This is a genomic window from Butyricicoccus sp. (assembly GCF_977037065.1).
The window spans coordinates 1-18,767 of the sequence record NZ_CDRQNY010000004.1 but is presented as its reverse complement, the minus strand read 5'-3'; the positions used below and the strand labels follow the sequence as shown (position 1 = coordinate 18,767).

The following is an 18,767-nucleotide window of genomic DNA, read 5'->3' as shown; positions in this document are numbered from 1 at the left end:
GTGCAGGAAATCTCCGTCACCGCGTCAATTACGAATTACTCATTCCAAATTCCTAATTACTTGCTCAATCGCTGCTCCATATAATTGTGCGCGTTCAGCTCAAGAGTATCGTTGAGCGGCACGAGCGGCTCGGTCTTGCCGTAGCGGCGGTCGAGCGCGGTCTGCAGGATGAAGTCGCACAGCACGGGATTCTTCGGCAGCAGCGAGCCGTGCGAGTAGGTGGCGAACACGTTGTTGTAGCGTGCGCCCTCGGTCTGGTCCTCGCCGTTGTTGCCGTAGCCCTTGATCATCATGCCGAGCGGCGCGACATCCTCACCGAGATAGGTTTTGCCCGAGTGATTCTCAAAGCCGACCACGATGGAGCCGCTGCTCTCGGGCGTTGTGCGGTACATGTAGTTGCCGATCATGCGCTCTTTCGCGCCGATGGTGTGCACGTTGATCGCGCCGATGAAGTCGAGCTGCACGCCGTCCCACGTTTTGTAATACTGGCCGAGCATCTGGTAGCCGCCGCAGATGGCGAGGAACACCTTCTCCTCCTCAACAGCGGTGCAGATGTCCTTGCCCTTGCCGGAGGCGAGGTCGCGCAGCAGCACCTCCTGCTCGAAGTCCTGTCCGCCGCCGATGAAGAAAATGTCGTACTTGTCCACATCGAGCGGCTGACCGATCGAGCACTCGTCCACATTGACGCTGATGCCGCGGCTCTCCAGACGGCGCTTCATCGTGATAATGTTGCCCCGGTCACCGTACAGATTGAGAATGTCGGGGTAAAGATGGCAGATATTCAGTTCCATTGCAGTTGCCCCCCTTATTCGTAGAACGCCTTGACGTCTGTGTGTTTGCTGATCTCACCGCGCAGGTCGAACATGGCGGTGTACGTCGGCATAAGGAACGCCGGTGTCTCATCCGAGCCGATCTCGGTCAGCAGCTTGTCGTACTCGCGGATAACCTCGATACGCTCGGGGGCAAAGCCTGCGTACTTGAGACGCAGCGCCATATCATCCGCACGCACGCCGGAAACCAGTACGCGTGTAAAGCGCACCTGCTGGTCAGCGAGTGCCTCAAAATCCACGTCCCAGATCCAGCTGATGTCCGTGCCGTCCGCGAAGCGGTCGTTGAGCAGGAACGCCAGCTTGTAATTGCCCTCGTCGTGCGCGATTAGGTTGATGACCTGATTGAAGCCGGCAGGATTCTTCACCAGCATCATGCGCGCCTGTGCCTGACCGAGCTTGAACTGCTCGGCACGGCCGAAGCCGCACTCAAACTGAGAAAGCGCGCTGACCGCGGTCTGCTCATCAATGCCGACAACATGCGCGACAGCGGCCTCTGCGGCGGCGTTGTAGATGTTGTAGCCGCCCGGCAGGTTGACGTGTACCTCGTGCTCGTGACCGAAGATGTCCAGTACGATGTCGGACGAGTCCGCGCCGGTGGCGAGCACCTTGGTGACAGCGACCTGCGGTGTCTGGCGGTGGTAGCCGCACTTCGGGCAGCGGAAGCCGCCGAGATGACCGTAGGTGATGTAATCGTACTCATATTCGGTCTTGCAGTGGATACAGTACGGCGCGTCGGACAGCTCGTGCGCGGTCTCCTTGTAGATCGGGACATTCACGCCGAACCAGACGATCTTGTTCGGCACGCTGTCCGCAAGGGAAGCGGTGAGCGAGCAGTCTGCGTTCAGGCAGAGCGTTGCATTCGGCACATGCGTGATACCCTCGCGGATGGCGTTGAGCGTGTGCGTAATTTCGCCGTAGCGGTCAAGCTGGTCGCGGAAAATGTTGTTGACGACCAGACATTCGACCGGCAGGTATTCACTCGTTTTGCGGAAGGCCGCCTCGTCGCATTCGATGAGCGCGTGCGTGTACGGACATTTGCCGGACAGGGTGGCGTGCTGTGCAAATACCGCGATGATGCCGGTCAGCAGGTTCGCGCCCGACTTGTTGGAGAAATATTTGAGTCCCGCATCGGCAAACGCCTGCTCGATCATGCGGGAGGTGGTGGTCTTGCCGTTCGTGCCGGTCACGACCGTGACCTTTACGCCGCGCGACAGCTCACCCAGAATATTTTTATCAATTTTCAGTGCCAGCTTGCCCGGCAGGTTGGTGCCGCCGCGGCCCAGCTTGCGCAGAACAGCGCCCGATGCCTTGCACACCAGCACCGCCAGTCTGGTTTGGAGTTTCATTGCTGTAACCTCTTTTTTCAAGTCATATAAAATAAGTATAGCGCATTTTGCGGCATTGCACAAGGGAAAACGTTGGGAGAGTTGCGCCAGCGTGCGCTTTTCGAGCGAAGATTTCTCGGCACGGACTTTCCGGTGTGCCCGAACCGTGTGAACGGTTCGCCCTTTCCGGGCGGCAGCCTGTTTCTCTGCACCGGCTGAGCGGGGCACACGAACTGCGTCAGCGTGTTCGCCCCTGACGGGCGGGGGGGTTTTTCGCTGAACCTCAGCGGGGAGTGCGCCTACCCGGCGGGGGCACAAGAGGGTAGACACCTACGGTTTCCACCCTCTTATGAATCACCCCTTTCCCTTGGAGGGTCTGGCGCAGATTGCCGACATGTGACCGCTGCGAAAAAAGGGAACGGCAGAGGATTTTTTCTTCCGCATCTTTCGCAACCTATTCGCAGTGTCGGAGACCGTACTGCTACACATAAGATTAACTCTACGCAGGCGCGACATACCCGTGTCGCGCAAATCCTTGGCACGTTGTAACGCACGGCACCTGCGAGGATAAATTGCACCGAACGCCTAATCCGTAGGTGCTGTCCGCAAACTCCAGACTTACGAGTTGTGCGGCACTGTCATCCTCCAGAGGACCCTCTCTTGCCCTTTGGGCAATTCACCTTGTGCCGCACTCTGCGTTGATTAACCCGCATGTGTAGCAGTACGCTGTCTGTGAACTGCGAAAAGGCGGAGAAAGACACGCTGAGGTAACCCGACTGCCGCGTCCTTTTCCTGCTTACGCAGTCTACCGTCTGCACCCAAGGTAGTAGGGAAAAGGGGAGATTCACAAGAGGGTGGAAAACCGCAGGTTGTCTACCCTCTTGTGCGCCTGCCGCGCGTAGCGGCAATTCCCCGCTGTGGTTCACGGCAAAGCTCCCCGCCCGGACAGGGCGAACCGCCTGCGCGGTTCGGGCACACCGGACAGTCTGTGCCGCCGTTTCCGTATCGGCTTTTCGGTTTGCATAGGGCAACAATTTTGCCCGCATATTGACTTTCGGCTGCGCATATGCTATCATAAAGCGCAATAAGGGAGTAGTCGGCGCGGAGCGTTCCGCCGCGCGGCAGAGCCAACATACTGGGGAGGACGCTCCTCTGGTTTTGCATGAAATGACGAGACTTATCTGTTCTACGCGGCAGATGGGTCTTTTTTTGTGCCTGTTTTCCGCCGGATAAACGACTGAGGAGGACAAGAAAATGGGTTTATTGGAGTTGTTTTTAATCGCAGTCGGTCTGTCGATGGATGCGTTCGCGGTGTCTGTCTGCAAGGGACTGAGCGTGCGCACGCTCAAGGCTAAGCACGCGGTCATCTGCGGACTGTATTTCGGCGGCTTTCAGCTTTTAATGCCGCTCATCGGCTATGCACTCGGCGTGCGTTTTCAGTCGCTCATCACAAGCATTGATCACTGGATCGCCTTCGTGCTGCTGGGGCTTATCGGCGCAAACATGGTGCGCGAGTCGCGCGAGCACGATGACGAAAGCGTCAGCGATTCGTTCCGCTTTATGACCATGCTGCCGCTTGCGGTTGCCACGAGCATTGATGCACTTGCGGTCGGCGTGACGTTTGCATTCCTGCAGGTCGATATCGTTCCGGCGGTGTCGTTCATCGGTGCAACCACGTTTGTGCTGTCGTGCATCGGCGTGAAGATCGGCCATGTGTTCGGCACAAAGTACAAGTCCCGCGCAGAGCTGTTCGGCGGTATCGTGCTGATTTTGATGGGTCTCAAAATCCTGCTGGAGCATTTGGGCTTTCTGGGATAAAGCGGATTTTACCGTTCCACAGTAAAAAAAGAGCACGCCCAAGGGCGTGCAATTTTTTTTGCAGCTCCTGCCGCATTTCGGCAAAGCCGAAACAGGCAGGACAGGCGCACCGCAGTGCGCCGCATTCAATTCTCTATAAAAGTCAGGGCGTGTACCTGACTTTTATCCCACTGCCTCGGGACACGTGTCCCGAGCCTCGTCCGCCGTGCGGACGAGAGGGGGTTATCCGAGGCAGTTCCCAAGGAAACTGCCTCGGTAACTAAGGGGGACGCTGTCCCCCTTAGTGGCAGGCGGCTTCGACGCCTGCCATATCCTGCACGGTCTTGCAGGTCAGCTCCTTGCTGATCTTGCCCGCAAAGCCGGTCAGCGTCTTGCCCGGACCGATCTCGCACGCCGAGGTCAGACCGGCAGCCATGCCGTTCTTCACCAGCTGCGTCCAGCGAACCGGAGAGATCATGTGCTGCTCGAGGTGTGCCGGCAGGTCGGAGCAGTCGTAAACCTTGCCGTCGAGGTTGGAGTAAATATCCATCTTTGGTGCGGAGAAGGTAAAGTCCGCAACGTAAGCGCGCAGCTCTGCGGCAGCCTTTGCCATCAGCGGGGTGTGGAATGCACCGGATACCGCAAGCGGGAGCGCACGGCGTGCGCCTGCAGCCTTGCAGTTTTCGATCGCCTCTGCCAGAGCCGCCTTTTCACCTGCGATAACCAGCTGACCCGGGCAGTTATAGTTTACCGGACGAACAACGCCGGAGGTCACCTTCGCGCAGGCTTCTTCAATTACGCTGTCCTCCAGTCCGAGGATAGCCGCCATGCCGCCGTCGATCGAGTCCGCAGCCTGCTGCATCAGCTTGCCGCGCATGGAAACGATCTTTACGCCGTCTGCGAGGGAAACAACGCCTGCAGCCGCCAGTGCGGTGTATTCACCGAGCGAGAAGCCTGCCGCTGCCTTGAATTCCACGCCCGCTTCCTTCAGTGCAGCCCAGGCTGCCATGGAATGGGTAAAAATAGCGATCTGGCTGTTCTCCGTGCGGGAGAGCGTTTCCTTGTCGCTCTCAAAGCACAGCTTGGCTACATCCAGACCGGCGCCTTCGCTTGCTTCCTCAAAAACCAGCTTGGCAGCCTGCGAGTTCTCATAAAGATCCTTGCCCATGCCGGGGGCCTGTGCGCCCTGACCCGGGAAAAATGCAAAACCGTAGTTCACGTTTCGTTCCTCCAAAATAATAATCAAACGCTGACAGCACCGTATTTTAATAGATATTTTCGCACAAAGTGTTGCTAAATAATAACGGTCTGTCTTGACAATCTACTGTGCTTTTATTATAATAGTCGGAGAATACTTTGTCAATCTAACTATTGTCGCTTTTCCACGCTTTTTGGGAGAGCGATTTGGACTTTTTAGGAGCGTGGAAATCATCAACAGTAAATTGATCGGCACGGGCGCCTGCATTCCGGATTTTGTCCTGACCAACGCCATGCTGGAAAAAATGGTAGATACCAACGATGAGTGGATCGTGCAGCGCACCGGTGTGCGCGAGCGCCGCATCGCAAAGAATACACATACATGGGAGCTGGCGCTCGGTGCCGCACAGGACGCACTCGCGGACGCAGGCATCACCGCAGAGGAGCTTGACCTCATTCTCGTCAGCACCTGCTCGCCGGATACCAACACGCCGAATACGGCGTCTATCCTGCAGGACAAGCTGGGGGCGCGTCAGGTCGGCGCGTTCGACATCAACAATGCCTGCACCGGCTTTGTCTCCGCGACCGACATTGCGGACAGCTACATTAAATCCGGCAAGGCAAAGACCGTACTGGTTGTCTCGGCGGAAACGCTTTCGCGCATCGTGGACTACACCGACCGCTCGACCTGCATTCTGTTCGGCGACGGTGCCGCTGCGGCCGTTTATCAGGCGACCGAGGACGAATCGGTAGGCATTCTGTCTACCTTCACTGCGGCAGACGGCTCGGGTGCAGAGTACCTGCACATGGAAGCCCTGCCGGTCGAGGATCCGCTTTCCGGCGACCGCACGGTGGATCCGAAGGCGCGTTTCCTGAAAATGCAGGGTGCACCGGTCGTGCGCTTCACCGCAAGAGCCGTACCGCTTGCGATCGACACCGCACTCAAGCGGGCGGGCGTCACCGCAGAGGAAATCGACTGGGTGGTACCGCATCAAGCGAATCTGCGTATTCTGGATGTTATTGCACGCAGATACCATCTGCCGAAGGAGAAGATCTACGTCAATATGGACCGTTTCGGCAATACCTCGTCGGCAAGCGTGCCGATCTGCCTGAACGAAATGCGTAAGAACGGCCTGCTGCACGAGGGTCAGACCATTGTCTGCACCGGCTTCGGCGGAGGACTTACTTATGGCGCTTTTGTGCTGAAATTGTAATTACAGTACAATATTCAACAGAAATGTACGATACCAGATATTCAGCGCAATAACATTTGGTTACATTTCGTGAAAAATATGCTATAATAACTTGATAGATTTAGAATTACAAGAAATTACCTGTATAAAAGGGGAGAATGACCTATGAAAACCAAGATCACAGAACTTCTCGGTATCGAATACCCGATCGTGCAGGGCGCGATGGCGTGGATCGCAGAGCATCATCTTGCGGCTGCGGTTTCCAAGGCCGGCGGTCTGGGCATCATCGCGGGCGGCGCGGCTCCGGTGGATTACATCCGTGAGGAGATCCATAAGGCGCGTGCCATCACGGACAAGCCGCTCGGTATGAACATCATGCTGCTCTCCCCGAATGCGGATGATCTGGCGCAGCTGGCTATCGACGAGAAGATCGAAGTGCTGACCACCGGCGCAGGCAATCCGGGCAAGTATATCGCGGACTGGAAGAACGCAGGCATTAAGGTTATGCCGGTCGTTGCTTCGGTTGCACTGGCAAAGCGCATGGAGCGCGCAGGTGCAGATGCGGTTATCGCAGAGGGTATGGAAGGCGGCGGCCACATCGGTGAGCTGACCACCATGCCGCTCGTTCCGCAGGTCGTAGACGCACTGAGCATTCCGGTCATCGCCGCAGGCGGCATTGCAGACGGCCGCGGCATGGCAGCTGCCATGATGCTCGGCGCCGAAGGCGTACAGTGCGGCACCGTGTTCCTTGCATCCAACGAGTGCTATATTTCGGATAAGTACAAGGAGCTCGTTCTCAAGGCTACCGACATTTCGACCGTTGTTACCGGTCGTCCGTCCGGTCATCCGGTGCGTTCGCTCAAGACCCCGATGGCGCGCAAGTGCCTCGAGCTCGAGAAGCAGAACACCAATGCCTCCCTTGAGGAGCTTGAGAAGGCAACCGCCGGTTCGCTGCGCAAGGCCGTGCAGGACGGCAACTATGAGGAGGGCACGTTCATGTCCGGCCAGATTGCGGGTATGCTCAAGGAGCTGCATCCGTGCGAGGAGATTCTCAAGGGCATGACCGCGCAGGCAGAAGACCTTCTGAAGAACGCTTACAAGAGATTTGAATAAGAGCGGAGAGTGAAGAGATACGAAAACTCCTCACTCTTGCCTGCTTATAGAATGGAGTAAACAATGAGCTTAGCAATCGTAACCGGCGGTTCCCGCGGCATTGGCGCGGCAATCGCGGAAAAGCTGGCGCAGGACGGCTTCGACGTCCTCATCAACTGTGCGTCCTCGGTCGAAAAGGCTGAGGCTGTGGCGGAGAAGTGCCGCGCGCACGGCGTTAACGCTTATGTGAAGAAGTGGGATGTTGCGGACTATGACGCCTGCAACACCGCGCTCAAGGAAATTAAGGAAGAGATCGGCGTACCGTTCGTTCTCGTCAACAATGCGGGCATTACCCGCGACGGTCTGATGGTCCGCATGAAGGAGGACCAGTTCGACGACGTTATCCGCACCAATCTCAAGGGCGCATTCAACATGCTCAGCCTGTGCGGTGCGATGATGATGCGTGCAAAGCAGGGCCGTATTATCAACATCACCTCGGTTTCGGCGTTCACCGGAAACTACGGCCAGATCAACTACACCGCTGCCAAGGCGGGTATGGTCGGCATGACCAAGACCGCCGCCAAGGAGCTGGGTGCGCGCGGCATTACGGTAAACGCGGTCGCTCCGGGCTGGATCGCCACCGAGATGAGCGACAAGGTGCCCGAGGACATCCGCGAGAACGCCAAGAAGCAGATCGCGCTCGGCCGTTTCGGCAAGCCGGAGGAGATCGCAGGCGTGGTTGCCTTTCTGGCCTCCGACGCTGCAAGCTATATTTCCGGCCAGACGATCATCGCTGACGGCGGACTTTATTAAGGCATCACCGGACAATTCGCCTGCGGCACTTTGCGGTAATTTTCCGCTCTGATGCCGGCCGCAGTTTCTTGTGCAGGCTCCGGCCGCACTGCTGCGCTTTTTGCAATACACAAAGTATTGCTGCAAACCCGCGCCTAATCAGAACGCAAAATTCCTGCGCAAATTGCTCTTGCCGAATTATCCGGTGATACCTTTTTGCTGCGTGGAATAAAAATTGCGATTAGATAAATGCGTGATATTGGAATGAAGGAGCAAATATATGGAACGTGTAGTAATCACCGGCATGGGTGCCATCACTCCGGTCGGCAACGATGTGCCGTCGTTTTGGGAGTCGCTCAAGACCGGCAAGTGCGGTATCGGTCCCATCACCAAGTTTGATGTATCCAATTTTAAGGTAAAGCTGGGTGCAGAGGTCAAGGACTTCGACCCGACCCAGTATATGGAGAAGCGTGATGCGCGCCGCGCAGACGCAAATGTGCATTACGCAATGGCGGCAGCGATTCAGGCTGTCGAGCAGGCGGGCCTCAAGGAAGGCAATTTCGATCCCTATCGCACGGGCGTTATCTTCGGCTCGGGCGTAGGCGGTCTGCACGTTGCAGAGCAGGAGGTCCCGAAGCTGCTCGAAAAGGGTCCCGGCCGCGTTTCGCCGTTTGCTATCCCGGAGATGATCGCCAACATCGCGGCGGCGTATATCTCCATGCACTTCGGCTTCAAGGGCGAGAATTTCTGCCCGGTTTCCGCGTGCGCGACCGGCAACCACTCCATCGGTGAGGCAATGCGCGCCATCCGCCACGGCTATCAGGACGTTGTTGTCTGCGGCGGCACGGAGAACGGCATTATCCCGATCTCGATGGCAGGCTTCCAGAACATGAAGGCGGTTCACATGGGCGAGGACCCGACGGCGGCCTCCATCCCGTTCGATGCACGCCGTTCCGGCTTTGTCATGGGCGAAGGCGCAGGCTGTCTCGTACTCGAGAGCCTGACGCACGCACAGCAGCGCGGCGCGACCATTCTGGCAGAGGTGGCAGGCTACGGTGCCTCCGGCGACGCGTACCACATCACCAGCCCGTCTCCGGACGGCGAAGCGGCTGCACACGCTATCCGCGGCGCGATCGAGGATGCCGGTCTGACCCCGGCTGACGTTGACTACATCAACGCGCACGGCACCTCGACCCCGCTCAACGAGAAGTACGAAACCATCGCCATCAAAAAGGCGTTCGGTGACGAGGCTTACAACGTGAAGGTATCCTCCACCAAGTCCATGACCGGCCATCTGCTGGGCGGCGCGGCTGCGGTTGAGGCCATTGCCTGCGTTATGGCAATCCGCGAGGGCATTGTACCGCCGACCATCGGCTACAAGGAGCCGGATCCGGAGTGTGATCTGGATATCACCCCGAACAAGGCGGTTGAGATGCCGATCAATGTTGCCATCTCCAACTCGCTCGGCTTTGGCGGCCACAACGCCTGCATCCTGATCAAGAAGGTATAAAAATGGACATCAAAGAATTGAAAGACATCGCGCTTGAGCTGATGGACGCACTGGCTGCAAAAAAGCTGGGCGAGGTCGAGCTCGAGCTGGATGACGCAAAAATCAAGATCAAGGCAGCTGAACCGGCTCCCGTGATTGCTGCAGCACCTGTAGCAGCGGCGGCACCCGCAGCGGCGCCGGCGGCAGCACCCGCAGCGGAGAGCGCAGACGCGGCACCGGCAGAGGAGCAGCTTCCGGCAGGCACGCAGGTGAAGAGCCCGCTGGTCGGCACGTTTTATTCTTCTCCGTCTCCGGACGAACCGCCGTTCGTGCTGGTCGGTCAGCAGGTGAAGGAGGGCGATACCCTCTGCATCATCGAGGCGATGAAGATCATGAACGAGATCAAGGCACCGTGCGACGGCAAGGTCATCCGCATTATGGCGCAGCCGGGCGATATGGTGGAGTATAACCAAGTCCTTTGTGTTATTGAGTAAGACGTAAGCATCTGCCGCGCATCAGCGCGGATTCAATAGAATTTGCATAGCAAATTCATAAAAACGGGGAGCAAGTATCACCGTTTTTATACCGATAGAGGGAGAAAGTTTCGACCGACGGGAGGAACTTTCGTATGACTTGGGAACGGTCCACGATCCGTTCCTATTACCGGCAAAACTGTAGTTTTGCGGTAATTATCTTGCTTTTTAGATTGAGAGGGATTATAATATGCTGAACAAAGAACAGATCATGGAGATCCTTCCGCACCGTCCGCCGATGCTTCTGGTGGACGAGATCCTCGAAATGGACGAGAACCATGTAGTCGGTGCGCTGCACCTGACCGGCGACGAGTTCTTCTTCCAGGGCCACTTTCCGGGCAACCCGATCATGCCCGCGGTGTTCCGTCTGGAGGCGCTCGCGCAGGCAGGCGGCGTAGCGCTGCTGTCTCTGCCCGAATTCAAGGGCAAGACTGCGGTCTACACCGGCATTGACAAGGCGAAATTCCGCGCAATGGCAAAGCCGGGCGATACCCTTCGTCTGGAAGTCACCTTCACCAAGCGCCGCGGCCCGATGGCAGTAGCCGAGGGCATCGCCTGGGTCGGTGACGAGAAGGCCGCCGAAGCGGAGATCAAATGCATGGTCATCAATGACTGAGGCGGGAGAGAGCTAATCGAATGTTTCAGAAGGTACTCATTGCGAACCGCGGCGAGATTGCGGTCCGCATTATTCAGGCCTGCCGTGATTTAGGCATTATCTCGGTGGCCGTTTACTCCGAGGCTGACCGCGAAGCGCTGCACGCGCAGATCGCGGACGAAGCGGTCTGCATCGGTCCGGCTCGTGCGGCGGACAGCTACCTGAATATGGATAATATCATTTCGGCGGCGCTGGCTTCCGGCTGTCAGGCCATTCATCCGGGCTTCGGCTTCCTGTCCGAGAATCCGGATTTTGCCGAACGCATCACGCAGGCCGGTCTGGCGTTTATCGGCCCGACTGCGGCAACCATCCGTCTGATGGGCGACAAATCCGAGGCAAAGCGCAACGCGATCGCTGCAGGCGTTCCGGTCGCGCTCGGCACGGACGGTCCGCTGCGCGATTTTGACGAAGCCATCTCCGAGGCCGAGCGCATCGGCTATCCGGTCATGCTCAAGGCGGCATCCGGCGGCGGCGGCAAGGGCATCCGCGTGGCGGAGAGCGTCAAGGACCTCAAGGACGCGTACGACAGCGCCGCTGCAGAGGCTATCGCCAACTTCGGTGACGGCCGCCTGTACATGGAAAAATATATTCACAATCCGCGCCATATCGAGGTGCAGATTCTGGGCGATAACTACGGCAACGTGGTGCACCTGTTCGAGCGTGAATGCTCGGTGCAGCGCCGCCACCAGAAGCTGATCGAGGAAAGTCCGTCGGCTTTCGTCACGCCCGAGCTGCGCAAGAAGATGACCACGGCGGCTGTTGCACTGGCAAAGCGCGTCGGCTACCGAAACGCGGGTACGATCGAATTTCTGGTCGATAACGATCGCAATTTCTACTTCTGCGAGATGAACACCCGCATTCAGGTCGAGCACCCGGTCACCGAGGAGGTCACCGGCGTAGATCTGGTCTGCGAGCAGCTTCGCGTGGCGGCAGGCGAGCCGCTGTCCTTTCAGCAGGAGGATCTGACCATCCGCGGTCACGCCATCGAGTGCCGCATCAACGCGGAGGACCCGTCGAGAAACTTTGCACCCTGTCCGGGCACACTGGTGTCCTTGCATCTGCCGGGCGGTCCCGGCGTGCGCGTGGATTCCGCGGCTTATCAGGGCTACAAGATTCCGCCGTTTTACGATTCCATGATCGGCAAGCTGATCGTCTACGGCGCCGACCGTGAGCAGGCCATCGTTCGCATGCGCCGTGCCCTCGCGGAGATGCTGTTCGAGGGTGTTGTGACCGCAACCGACTATCAGATGCACATCCTGTGCTCGAAGGCGTTTGTGGAAGCAAACTTTAATGTTAATTCCATCGCAAACGGCGATTTTGACTAAATCATTTATTATGGTATAATAGATTTAGCACAAGCATAGTTGAATCCGAAGGAGTTTGAGCAATCCGCAGATTTTTGCAATCCGCAGACTGTTAATCTGCAGGATTCAAGAGGTGATACCGCATGATTGTAAACAATCACGCGGTATTGATCTTAACAGTGAAAGGGGAGTTACGCATGGGTCTGATCGACCTGTTTCAAAAAACACGCGAGACCTCTATGGAAATGAAACCGCAGGAGGACGAAGCGGCCAAGGTCGTAACCTGCAAGGGCTGCGGCGCAGAACTGAAGGCGTATGCCTACGGCAAGAATCTGTATGTGTGCCCGCACTGCGGACGATACGGACGACTGCTCGCGCGCACGCGCATCCGTCAGATCGCGGATAAGGACAGCTTTGAGGAGCTGTACGCAAATCTGGCACCGGCGGACCCGATCCACTTCCCGGGATACGCAGAGAAAACGGCAGTGCTGGCTGAAAAGGTCGGCATGCCGGACGCAGTCAAGACCGGCGTGTGTAAGATCGGCGGCGTGGAGACCGCGATCGGCGTCATGGACAGCCATTTCATGATGGCGTCCATGGGTTCGGTCGTCGGTGAAAAGCTGACCCGCCTGTTCGAGTACGCGACCGAAAAGGGTCTGCCTGTCGTGCTGTTCACCTGCTCCGGCGGTGCGCGCATGCAGGAGGGCATGTTTTCGCTCCTGCAGATGGCAAAGGTGTCCGCGGCGGCGCGCCGTCACTCGGACGCCGGACTGCTGTATATCACCGTGCTGACCGACCCGACCACGGGCGGCGTTACCGCGTCGTTCGCCATGCTGGGCGATATTATCCTCGCGGAGCCGCGCACGACCATCGGCTTTGCCGGCCGCCGTGTTATCGAGGGAACCATCGGTCAGACCCTCCCGGACGATTTTCAGTCCTCGGAGTTCTTGCTATCGCACGGTTTCTGTGATAAAATAGTTCCGCGTAATCAACTCAGAGAAACGCTGGAAAAACTCTTGAAGCTGCACTGCGGCTCCAAGTCCAAGAAATGGCAGGTGTGGCGTCGTGACTAACAAACCCGCAAGTGAAAAAATGCGTATCATTCACGATACCAAGCGTCCGATGATCACGGACTATATCAATGAGCTGTTCACCGACTTCACCGAGCTGCACGGCGACCGCTATTTTTCGGACGACCATGCCATCCTCGGCGGCGTTGGCTACTTCAACGGCACACCGGTGACGGTAATCGGTCACCGCAAGGGCCGCACCATTGAGCAGAATATGGACGCCAACTTCGGTATGGCGCACCCGGAGGGCTATCGAAAGGCCCTGCGTCTCGCACATCAGGCGGAGAAATTCCACCGCCCGGTCATCAACTTTGTTGACACCGGCGGCGCGTTCTGCGGCGTTGGCGCGGAGGAACGCGGTCAGGGCGAGGCCATTGCCCGCTGTTTGTATGAGTTTATCGAGCTGAAAACGCCTGTTATCTCTATCGTGACGGGTGAGGGCGGCTCCGGCGGCGCACTGGCGCTGGCGGTGGCAGACCGTGTGCTCATGCTCGAGAACGCCCTGTATTCGGTTATTTCGCCGCGCGGCTGCGCGTCCATTCTCTGGAAGGACCCCAAGCGCGAGGCGGAGGCAGCGGACACGCTGCATATCACCGCGCAGGACCTGTACAGCTTCGGTATGATCGAAGGCATCATTCAGGAGGGCACATCCTCCGCACAGCTTATCCGCAATGTGGCGCGCACGCTGCGCGACCAGCTTGCCGAGCTGGATGCTGAGCCGGACATCGACACGATGCTGCAGAAACGGTATGAAAAATTCCGCAGAGTCGGAGTTTTCAGAACAATAAATCAAGAAAGTAATGAAGGAGTGTAAATCCCATGTTTGAAAAGGTATGTGAAATCCTGGCAGACAAGTTTGACGCTGACGCTTCCACCATGACCATGGACACCAAGGTTAAGGAAGACCTGAACGCAGACTCTCTGGACGTTGTAGAGCTGATGATGGACCTCGAGGAGAACTTCGGCGTAACGATTTCCGACGAGGAAGCTGCTAAGATGAGCACCATCGGTGACATCGTAAACTACATCGAAGCAAACCAGTAAGGGCGCTTCGCTTCTCGATTGAAAGGCCTTCGGCCTTTTAATCGAGAGGAACGTACCGAGCCTTTGACTCGGATACGTCCTTGCGCATCTCAGCGCGTCCGCCGAAGGCGGGCACACTGAGAGGCTTTCTTGTAAAAATTCCGAGGCACATGTCCTCGGAATTTTTGCGTTTGCGGGTAAACGCGATGGAATCCGCGCTTACGCGCGGTCCGCTGCGGCGGAGCCAATGGCTCGGATTTCTATGCGAAATCCTGCCATGCGGGTGCGGCTTGCAAGCAAACCGGGATTGAATCGCGCTATGGCTTTTTTGTAATTCTCAATTCTCCATTACTGAGCCGAAATGGTAACAGTAGAGGTGGCGTTATCCCAATCCACGGAAAAGCCGAGCGCGAAAACGAGGTCGCGCAGCTTGAAGTAGTTGTTGCCGCCGATGGAGTAGGCGGTGAGGGAAAGCGGGTTGCCGTCGAGGTAGACAGCGGCGCTCGTGAGCGTGGCGGCCTTATTGCCGGCGGGCAGGGCAGCCTGTTCGCCGCCGACCGGCGTGTATGCGGTCTTGCTCGTCAGGTCGATGCGCTGCTGGGCGGCGTTCCATGTTACCGCAAACTCGCTGTCCAGACCCTTGAGGGCAGCGGCGAGGTCGCGCAGCTTGAAATAGTTGCTGCCGTTGATGGTATAGGCTGCAAGATTGACCTTTGCACCGTTGAGCTCGACCTTGTGCCTGGAAACATATGCAGTCGGATTGGTGAGCGTGCGAAGGGAAGTGATGGTGTCGGTCAGCGATGCGCGGGCGGAGCGCACCTCCGGCACATTGTATGGGCTTTCCCAGAAGGAGTAGTGCTCCCAGGTCATACCCTTAGTGAAGGCAACCTGTGCGGCACTTAGCTCGTGATAGGTCACGCTTTCGCCGTTGAGCGTACAGATATGGTTTCCAGTATCGTCGTCGATGGCATCGGTATAGGTCAGCGCGGTGACGATCTTGCGGCCCTGCTTGGTCAGGTAGCGGACAGGAAAGCCGTTCATTATTTCGTGCCCGTCCACCAGATAGGCTTTCGTGTCGTCAACATAGAAATCTGCGCACGGCGAAACATCCGTGGCGAAATTGCTCACGCTCTCCGGAATATTCAGTGCGTAGATTTTGCCGTCTGCATATGAGTACATATGCTGTCCTGCCAGACCTGCGCCGCAGTACAGCTCGGGAATCTTATCGCCGTCCATATCCACCAGCTTTGCCATGGAAAGTCCGGTCAGCAGTCCCTTGAAGCCATCGTCCGTGCGGGCGGCAGCTTTGCCATACTTGTTCTGCAGGGTGGTGATCTGATTCAGATACGCCTTAGCACCCTGCGGAGACAGGGAACCGAGGTCAGCCGCGCCTGCGGCGCCGACTGCCATCGCGCCGGTCAGTACGGTGCAGAGCATTGCCTTTTCGATTTTGTTCATAGAGATTCTCCTTCCTTTTATCAGGCTTGCGCCTTTTTCCTTATTGTACGGCAGCGGTCTGTCTGCGTCAACTGTATCCTGAGCGGAATCTTTATCAGTTAGCAAAATATTTTACAATTTAGAGCGGATATATCGCCGTAATTTTGACGATAAAATAGGTGGAAAATGAACGAAAAAACGGGTATAATAAATTCTGTACGAAAATAATCCCGCTGATGGAGGAATAGAATATATGATCCGTAACGATTTACGCAACATCGCCATCATTGCGCACGTTGACCATGGCAAGACTACTCTGGTCGATCAGATGCTCAAGCAGGCTGGCGCTTTCCGCGAAAATCAGGTGGTAGAGGAGCGTGTCATGGACTCGGGCGACATCGAGCGTGAGCGCGGCATTACCATTCTGGCAAAGAACACCTCTGTACATTACAAGGGCGTAAAGATCAACATCGTAGATACCCCGGGCCACGCCGACTTCTCCGGCGAGGTAGAGCGTATCCTCAAGATGGTAGACGGCGTTGTTCTGCTGGTTGACGCAGCAGAAGGCCCGATGCCGCAGACCCGCTTCGTGCTACAGAAGGCACTGGAGTTCGGTCACAAGATCATCATTGCAATCAACAAGATCGACCGTCCGGACGCTCGTCTCAACGAGATCGGCGACGAGGTTCTCGAGCTGCTGCTCAACCTTGATGCGACCGACGAGCAGCTGGACAGCCCGATCGTTTACTGCTCCGGCCGTGCAGGCACCGCTTCCATGTCCCCGAACGTGGAGGGCAAGGACCTGACCCCGCTGTTCGAGCAGATCCTCGAGCACATTCCGGCGCCGCATGTTGATACCGAAGGCCCGACCCAGATGCTCGTTTCTTCTATTGACTACAACGAGTACGTTGGCCGTATCGGCATCGGCCGTATCGAGCGCGGCTCGATGAAGGTAGGTCAGCAGGTTACCGTCTGCGACTACCACGGCAACACCAAGCCGTACAACGCAAAGCTGGTTACCCTGTACTCCATCGAGGAGCTGGGCCGTCAGCCGATCGAGGAGGCACAGGCAGGCGAGATCGTTTGCTTCTCCGGCATCGAGGGCGTAACCATCGGTGAGACCCTGTGCGACCCCGAGCACGTTGAGGCTCTGCCGTTCGTTAAGATTTCCGAGCCGACCGTTGAGATGACCTTTATGGTCAACGACTCTCCGTTCGCCGGCAAGGAAGGCAAGTTTGTCACCTCCCGCCACCTGCGTGAGCGTCTGTTCCGTGAGCTGCTCAAGGACGTATCCCTGCGCGTAAACGAAACCGACACCACCGACGCATTCCGCGTTTGCGGCCGCGGTGAGATGCACCTGTCCATCCTGATCGAGAACCTGCGCCGTGAGGGCTACGAGTTCCAGGTCGGCGCACCGAAGGCACTGCTCAAGGAGATCGACGGCAAGACCTGTGAGCCGATGGAGCGCATGATCGCGGACGTTCCGACCGATGCAGTCGGCGCGATCATGGAGAAGATGGGCGCTCGTAAGGGCGAGCTGGTTTCCATGAACCCGAAGGGCACCGATCGTATGCGTCTGGAGTTCATCATTCCGGCACGCGGCCTGTTCGGCTACCGCACCGAGTTCCTGACCGATACCAAGGGCGAGGGTGTTATGTCCTCCGTATTCAACGGCTATCAGCCGTACAAGGGCGATATCCAGAAGCGCACCACCGGTTCTCTGATCGCGTTTGAGGCCGGCGAGGCTGTCGGCTACGGCCTGTTCAACGCACAGGATCGCGGCCCGCTGTTCATCGGCCCCGGCACGATGGTATACGAAGGCATGATCGTCGGCGAGAACCCGCGCGGCGAGGACATGGCTGTAAACGTCTGCAAGAAGAAGCAGCTGACCAACATGCGTGCATCCGGCTCGGATGATGCGCTGCGTCTGATTCCGCCGCGCCAGATGTCCATCGAGGCGGCACTCGAGTTCATCTCCGACGATGAGCTGCTCGAGATCACTCCGGAGAGCATCCGTATGCGCAAGCGCGTTCTGTCCAACACCGAGCGTCTGAAAAAGACCAAGGGCGGCAAGAAGTAATTGTGGCAACGCCACACGGTTGCATCTTCGGCGCTTTACGGAAATTTTGTGCCTTTGTGCCTTGATGTTGTTCCGGCTTTTTGCAATACACAAAGTATTGCTGCAAAGCCGCGCCTAATCAAGACGCAAAATTTGCTCGTAAATCGCTCTCGATGAACCGTGCGTCGTTACCACTGGCTACGCCACAATTGCGTTTCTGTGCGGATTTTATGCACAAAAGCACTCATTTCACCCTGTTATCAAAAAATAAAGATATATAAAGGAGAATTCCCACCATGGCTATCAAGGAAGTTCTGCACACTGATCTCGCACCGGCAGCAGTAGGCCCGTACTCTCAGGCAATCGCTGCAAACGGTTTCGTATTTACCTCCGGTCAGGTTCCGATCGACCCGAAGGCGGGCAAGATTGTAGCAACCACCATCGAGGAGCAGACCGAGCAGGTTATGAAGAACCTGCAGTGCGTTCTGGCACAGGGCGGCGTAGGCTTTGACCGTGTTGTCAAGACCACCTGCTTCCTGTCCGACATCAACGACTTTGCTGCATTCAACGGCGTGTACGCGAAGTACTTCCCGGAAGGCGCTCCGGCTCGTTCCTGCGTTGAAGTAGCTGCTCTGCCGCTCGGCGCTAAGGTTGAGGTAGAAGTAGTAGCTGTACAGGGCTAAAAGCCTGCGGCTTTTTCGATTCAAAGGACTTGTCCTTTGAATCGAGGGACGGTGTCGCCGCGCGTGTCCGTTTCACGGACAGGGCGGGAACATCTGTTGCAGCAAAACACCCCGAAAACTTTCCGGTTTTCGGGGTGTTTTGCTGTTTGTTAAGGCAATACCGCATAATTGAACAAGAGTGATTTGCGAGTAAATTTTGCGTACTGACGAGGCACAGTTTTGCGGTAATACTTGATGTATTACCGTGAAACTTCGGCAGCGCGGACGGAACTCGCGCAAGGAACCGAA

17 protein-coding genes are annotated in these 18,767 nt (G+C 57.1%); 13 read left to right on the top strand and 4 right to left on the bottom strand.

All coding sequences use genetic code 11. From position 1 onward, the window contains the following. Positions 1–56 precede the first annotated feature (56 nt). Positions 57–791: a type 1 glutamine amidotransferase gene (locus ACWVX6_RS02365; protein WP_117488874.1), complete on the bottom strand. Its 735-nt coding sequence runs from the start codon at positions 789–791 to the stop codon at positions 57–59. Positions 792–805: 14 nt separating this feature from the next. Next, a complete protein-coding gene (locus ACWVX6_RS02360) occupies positions 806–2,176 on the bottom strand; it encodes a MurT ligase domain-containing protein (RefSeq protein ID WP_455152245.1) in 1,371 nt (456 codons plus the stop codon). Positions 2,177–3,409: 1,233 nt separating this feature from the next. On the opposite strand from ACWVX6_RS02360, the gene ACWVX6_RS02355 reads away from it, so the two are divergent. After that, complete coding sequence (locus ACWVX6_RS02355) at positions 3,410–3,973, top strand: manganese efflux pump MntP (protein ID WP_118360852.1); 564 nt, start codon at positions 3,410–3,412, stop codon at positions 3,971–3,973. 280 nt (positions 3,974–4,253) lie between these two features. Here ACWVX6_RS02355 and fabD read toward each other — a convergent pair whose 3' ends face one another. Next, complete coding sequence (fabD, locus tag ACWVX6_RS02350) at positions 4,254–5,171, bottom strand: ACP S-malonyltransferase (protein ID WP_118478366.1); 918 nt, start codon at positions 5,169–5,171, stop codon at positions 4,254–4,256. 202 nt (positions 5,172–5,373) lie between these two features. On the opposite strand from fabD, the gene ACWVX6_RS02345 reads away from it, so the two are divergent. The 10 genes from ACWVX6_RS02345 (at position 5,374) to acpP (ending at position 14,321) form a co-directional block, all read left to right on the top strand. Continuing rightward, complete coding sequence (locus tag ACWVX6_RS02345; RefSeq protein ID WP_455152244.1) at positions 5,374–6,363, top strand: beta-ketoacyl-ACP synthase III; 990 nt, start codon at positions 5,374–5,376, stop codon at positions 6,361–6,363. A 144-nt stretch (positions 6,364–6,507) separates the two neighbouring features. Next, the gene (gene fabK, locus ACWVX6_RS02340) at positions 6,508–7,455 is read left to right on the top strand and encodes an enoyl-[acyl-carrier-protein] reductase FabK (protein WP_118285714.1); all 948 of its coding nucleotides are present in this window, start codon (positions 6,508–6,510) and stop codon (positions 7,453–7,455) included. 63 nt (positions 7,456–7,518) lie between these two features. Continuing rightward, entirely contained in the window at positions 7,519–8,247 is a 729-nt protein-coding gene (fabG, locus tag ACWVX6_RS02335) for a 3-oxoacyl-[acyl-carrier-protein] reductase (RefSeq protein ID WP_116704637.1), read from the top strand. Between the two features lie 259 nt (positions 8,248–8,506). Next, the gene (gene fabF / locus ACWVX6_RS02330) at positions 8,507–9,736 is read left to right on the top strand and encodes a beta-ketoacyl-ACP synthase II (protein WP_455152243.1); all 1,230 of its coding nucleotides are present in this window, start codon (positions 8,507–8,509) and stop codon (positions 9,734–9,736) included. A 2-nt stretch (positions 9,737–9,738) separates the two neighbouring features. Further along, positions 9,739–10,209, top strand: coding sequence for an acetyl-CoA carboxylase biotin carboxyl carrier protein (gene accB, locus ACWVX6_RS02325; protein WP_455152242.1), 471 nt, complete (start codon positions 9,739–9,741; stop codon positions 10,207–10,209). A 229-nt stretch (positions 10,210–10,438) separates the two neighbouring features. After that, the gene (gene fabZ, locus ACWVX6_RS02320; RefSeq protein ID WP_181967688.1) at positions 10,439–10,864 is read left to right on the top strand and encodes a 3-hydroxyacyl-ACP dehydratase FabZ; all 426 of its coding nucleotides are present in this window, start codon (positions 10,439–10,441) and stop codon (positions 10,862–10,864) included. Positions 10,865–10,884: 20 nt separating this feature from the next. Next, the gene (gene accC / locus ACWVX6_RS02315) at positions 10,885–12,228 is read left to right on the top strand and encodes an acetyl-CoA carboxylase biotin carboxylase subunit (RefSeq protein WP_455152241.1); all 1,344 of its coding nucleotides are present in this window, start codon (positions 10,885–10,887) and stop codon (positions 12,226–12,228) included. A 218-nt stretch (positions 12,229–12,446) separates the two neighbouring features. Beyond that, positions 12,447–13,280 carry an acetyl-CoA carboxylase, carboxyltransferase subunit beta gene (gene accD / locus ACWVX6_RS02310; RefSeq protein WP_455152321.1) on the top strand — a complete coding sequence of 278 codons (834 nt, stop codon included), beginning with the start codon at positions 12,447–12,449 and terminating at the stop codon, positions 13,278–13,280. A gap of 19 nt (positions 13,281–13,299) precedes the next feature. Beyond that, positions 13,300–14,091, top strand: a complete 792-nt coding sequence (locus tag ACWVX6_RS02305; RefSeq protein WP_117751498.1) for an acetyl-CoA carboxylase carboxyltransferase subunit alpha — start codon at positions 13,300–13,302, stop codon at positions 14,089–14,091. Between the two features lie 5 nt (positions 14,092–14,096). After that, positions 14,097–14,321: an acyl carrier protein gene (gene acpP / locus ACWVX6_RS02300; protein ID WP_110435152.1), complete on the top strand. Its 225-nt coding sequence runs from the start codon at positions 14,097–14,099 to the stop codon at positions 14,319–14,321. Between the two features lie 327 nt (positions 14,322–14,648). Here acpP and ACWVX6_RS02295 read toward each other — a convergent pair whose 3' ends face one another. Then, positions 14,649–15,758, bottom strand: coding sequence for a stalk domain-containing protein (locus ACWVX6_RS02295; protein ID WP_455152240.1), 1,110 nt, complete (start codon positions 15,756–15,758; stop codon positions 14,649–14,651). A 232-nt stretch (positions 15,759–15,990) separates the two neighbouring features. On the opposite strand from ACWVX6_RS02295, the gene typA reads away from it, so the two are divergent. Further along, a complete protein-coding gene (gene typA, locus ACWVX6_RS02290; protein WP_118667951.1) occupies positions 15,991–17,817 on the top strand; it encodes a translational GTPase TypA in 1,827 nt (608 codons plus the stop codon). Between the two features lie 275 nt (positions 17,818–18,092). Continuing rightward, on the top strand, positions 18,093–18,479 hold the full coding sequence (locus tag ACWVX6_RS02285) for a RidA family protein (RefSeq protein ID WP_117488854.1): 387 nt from the start codon (positions 18,093–18,095) through the stop codon (positions 18,477–18,479). The last annotated feature ends 288 nt before the right edge of the window (positions 18,480–18,767 follow it).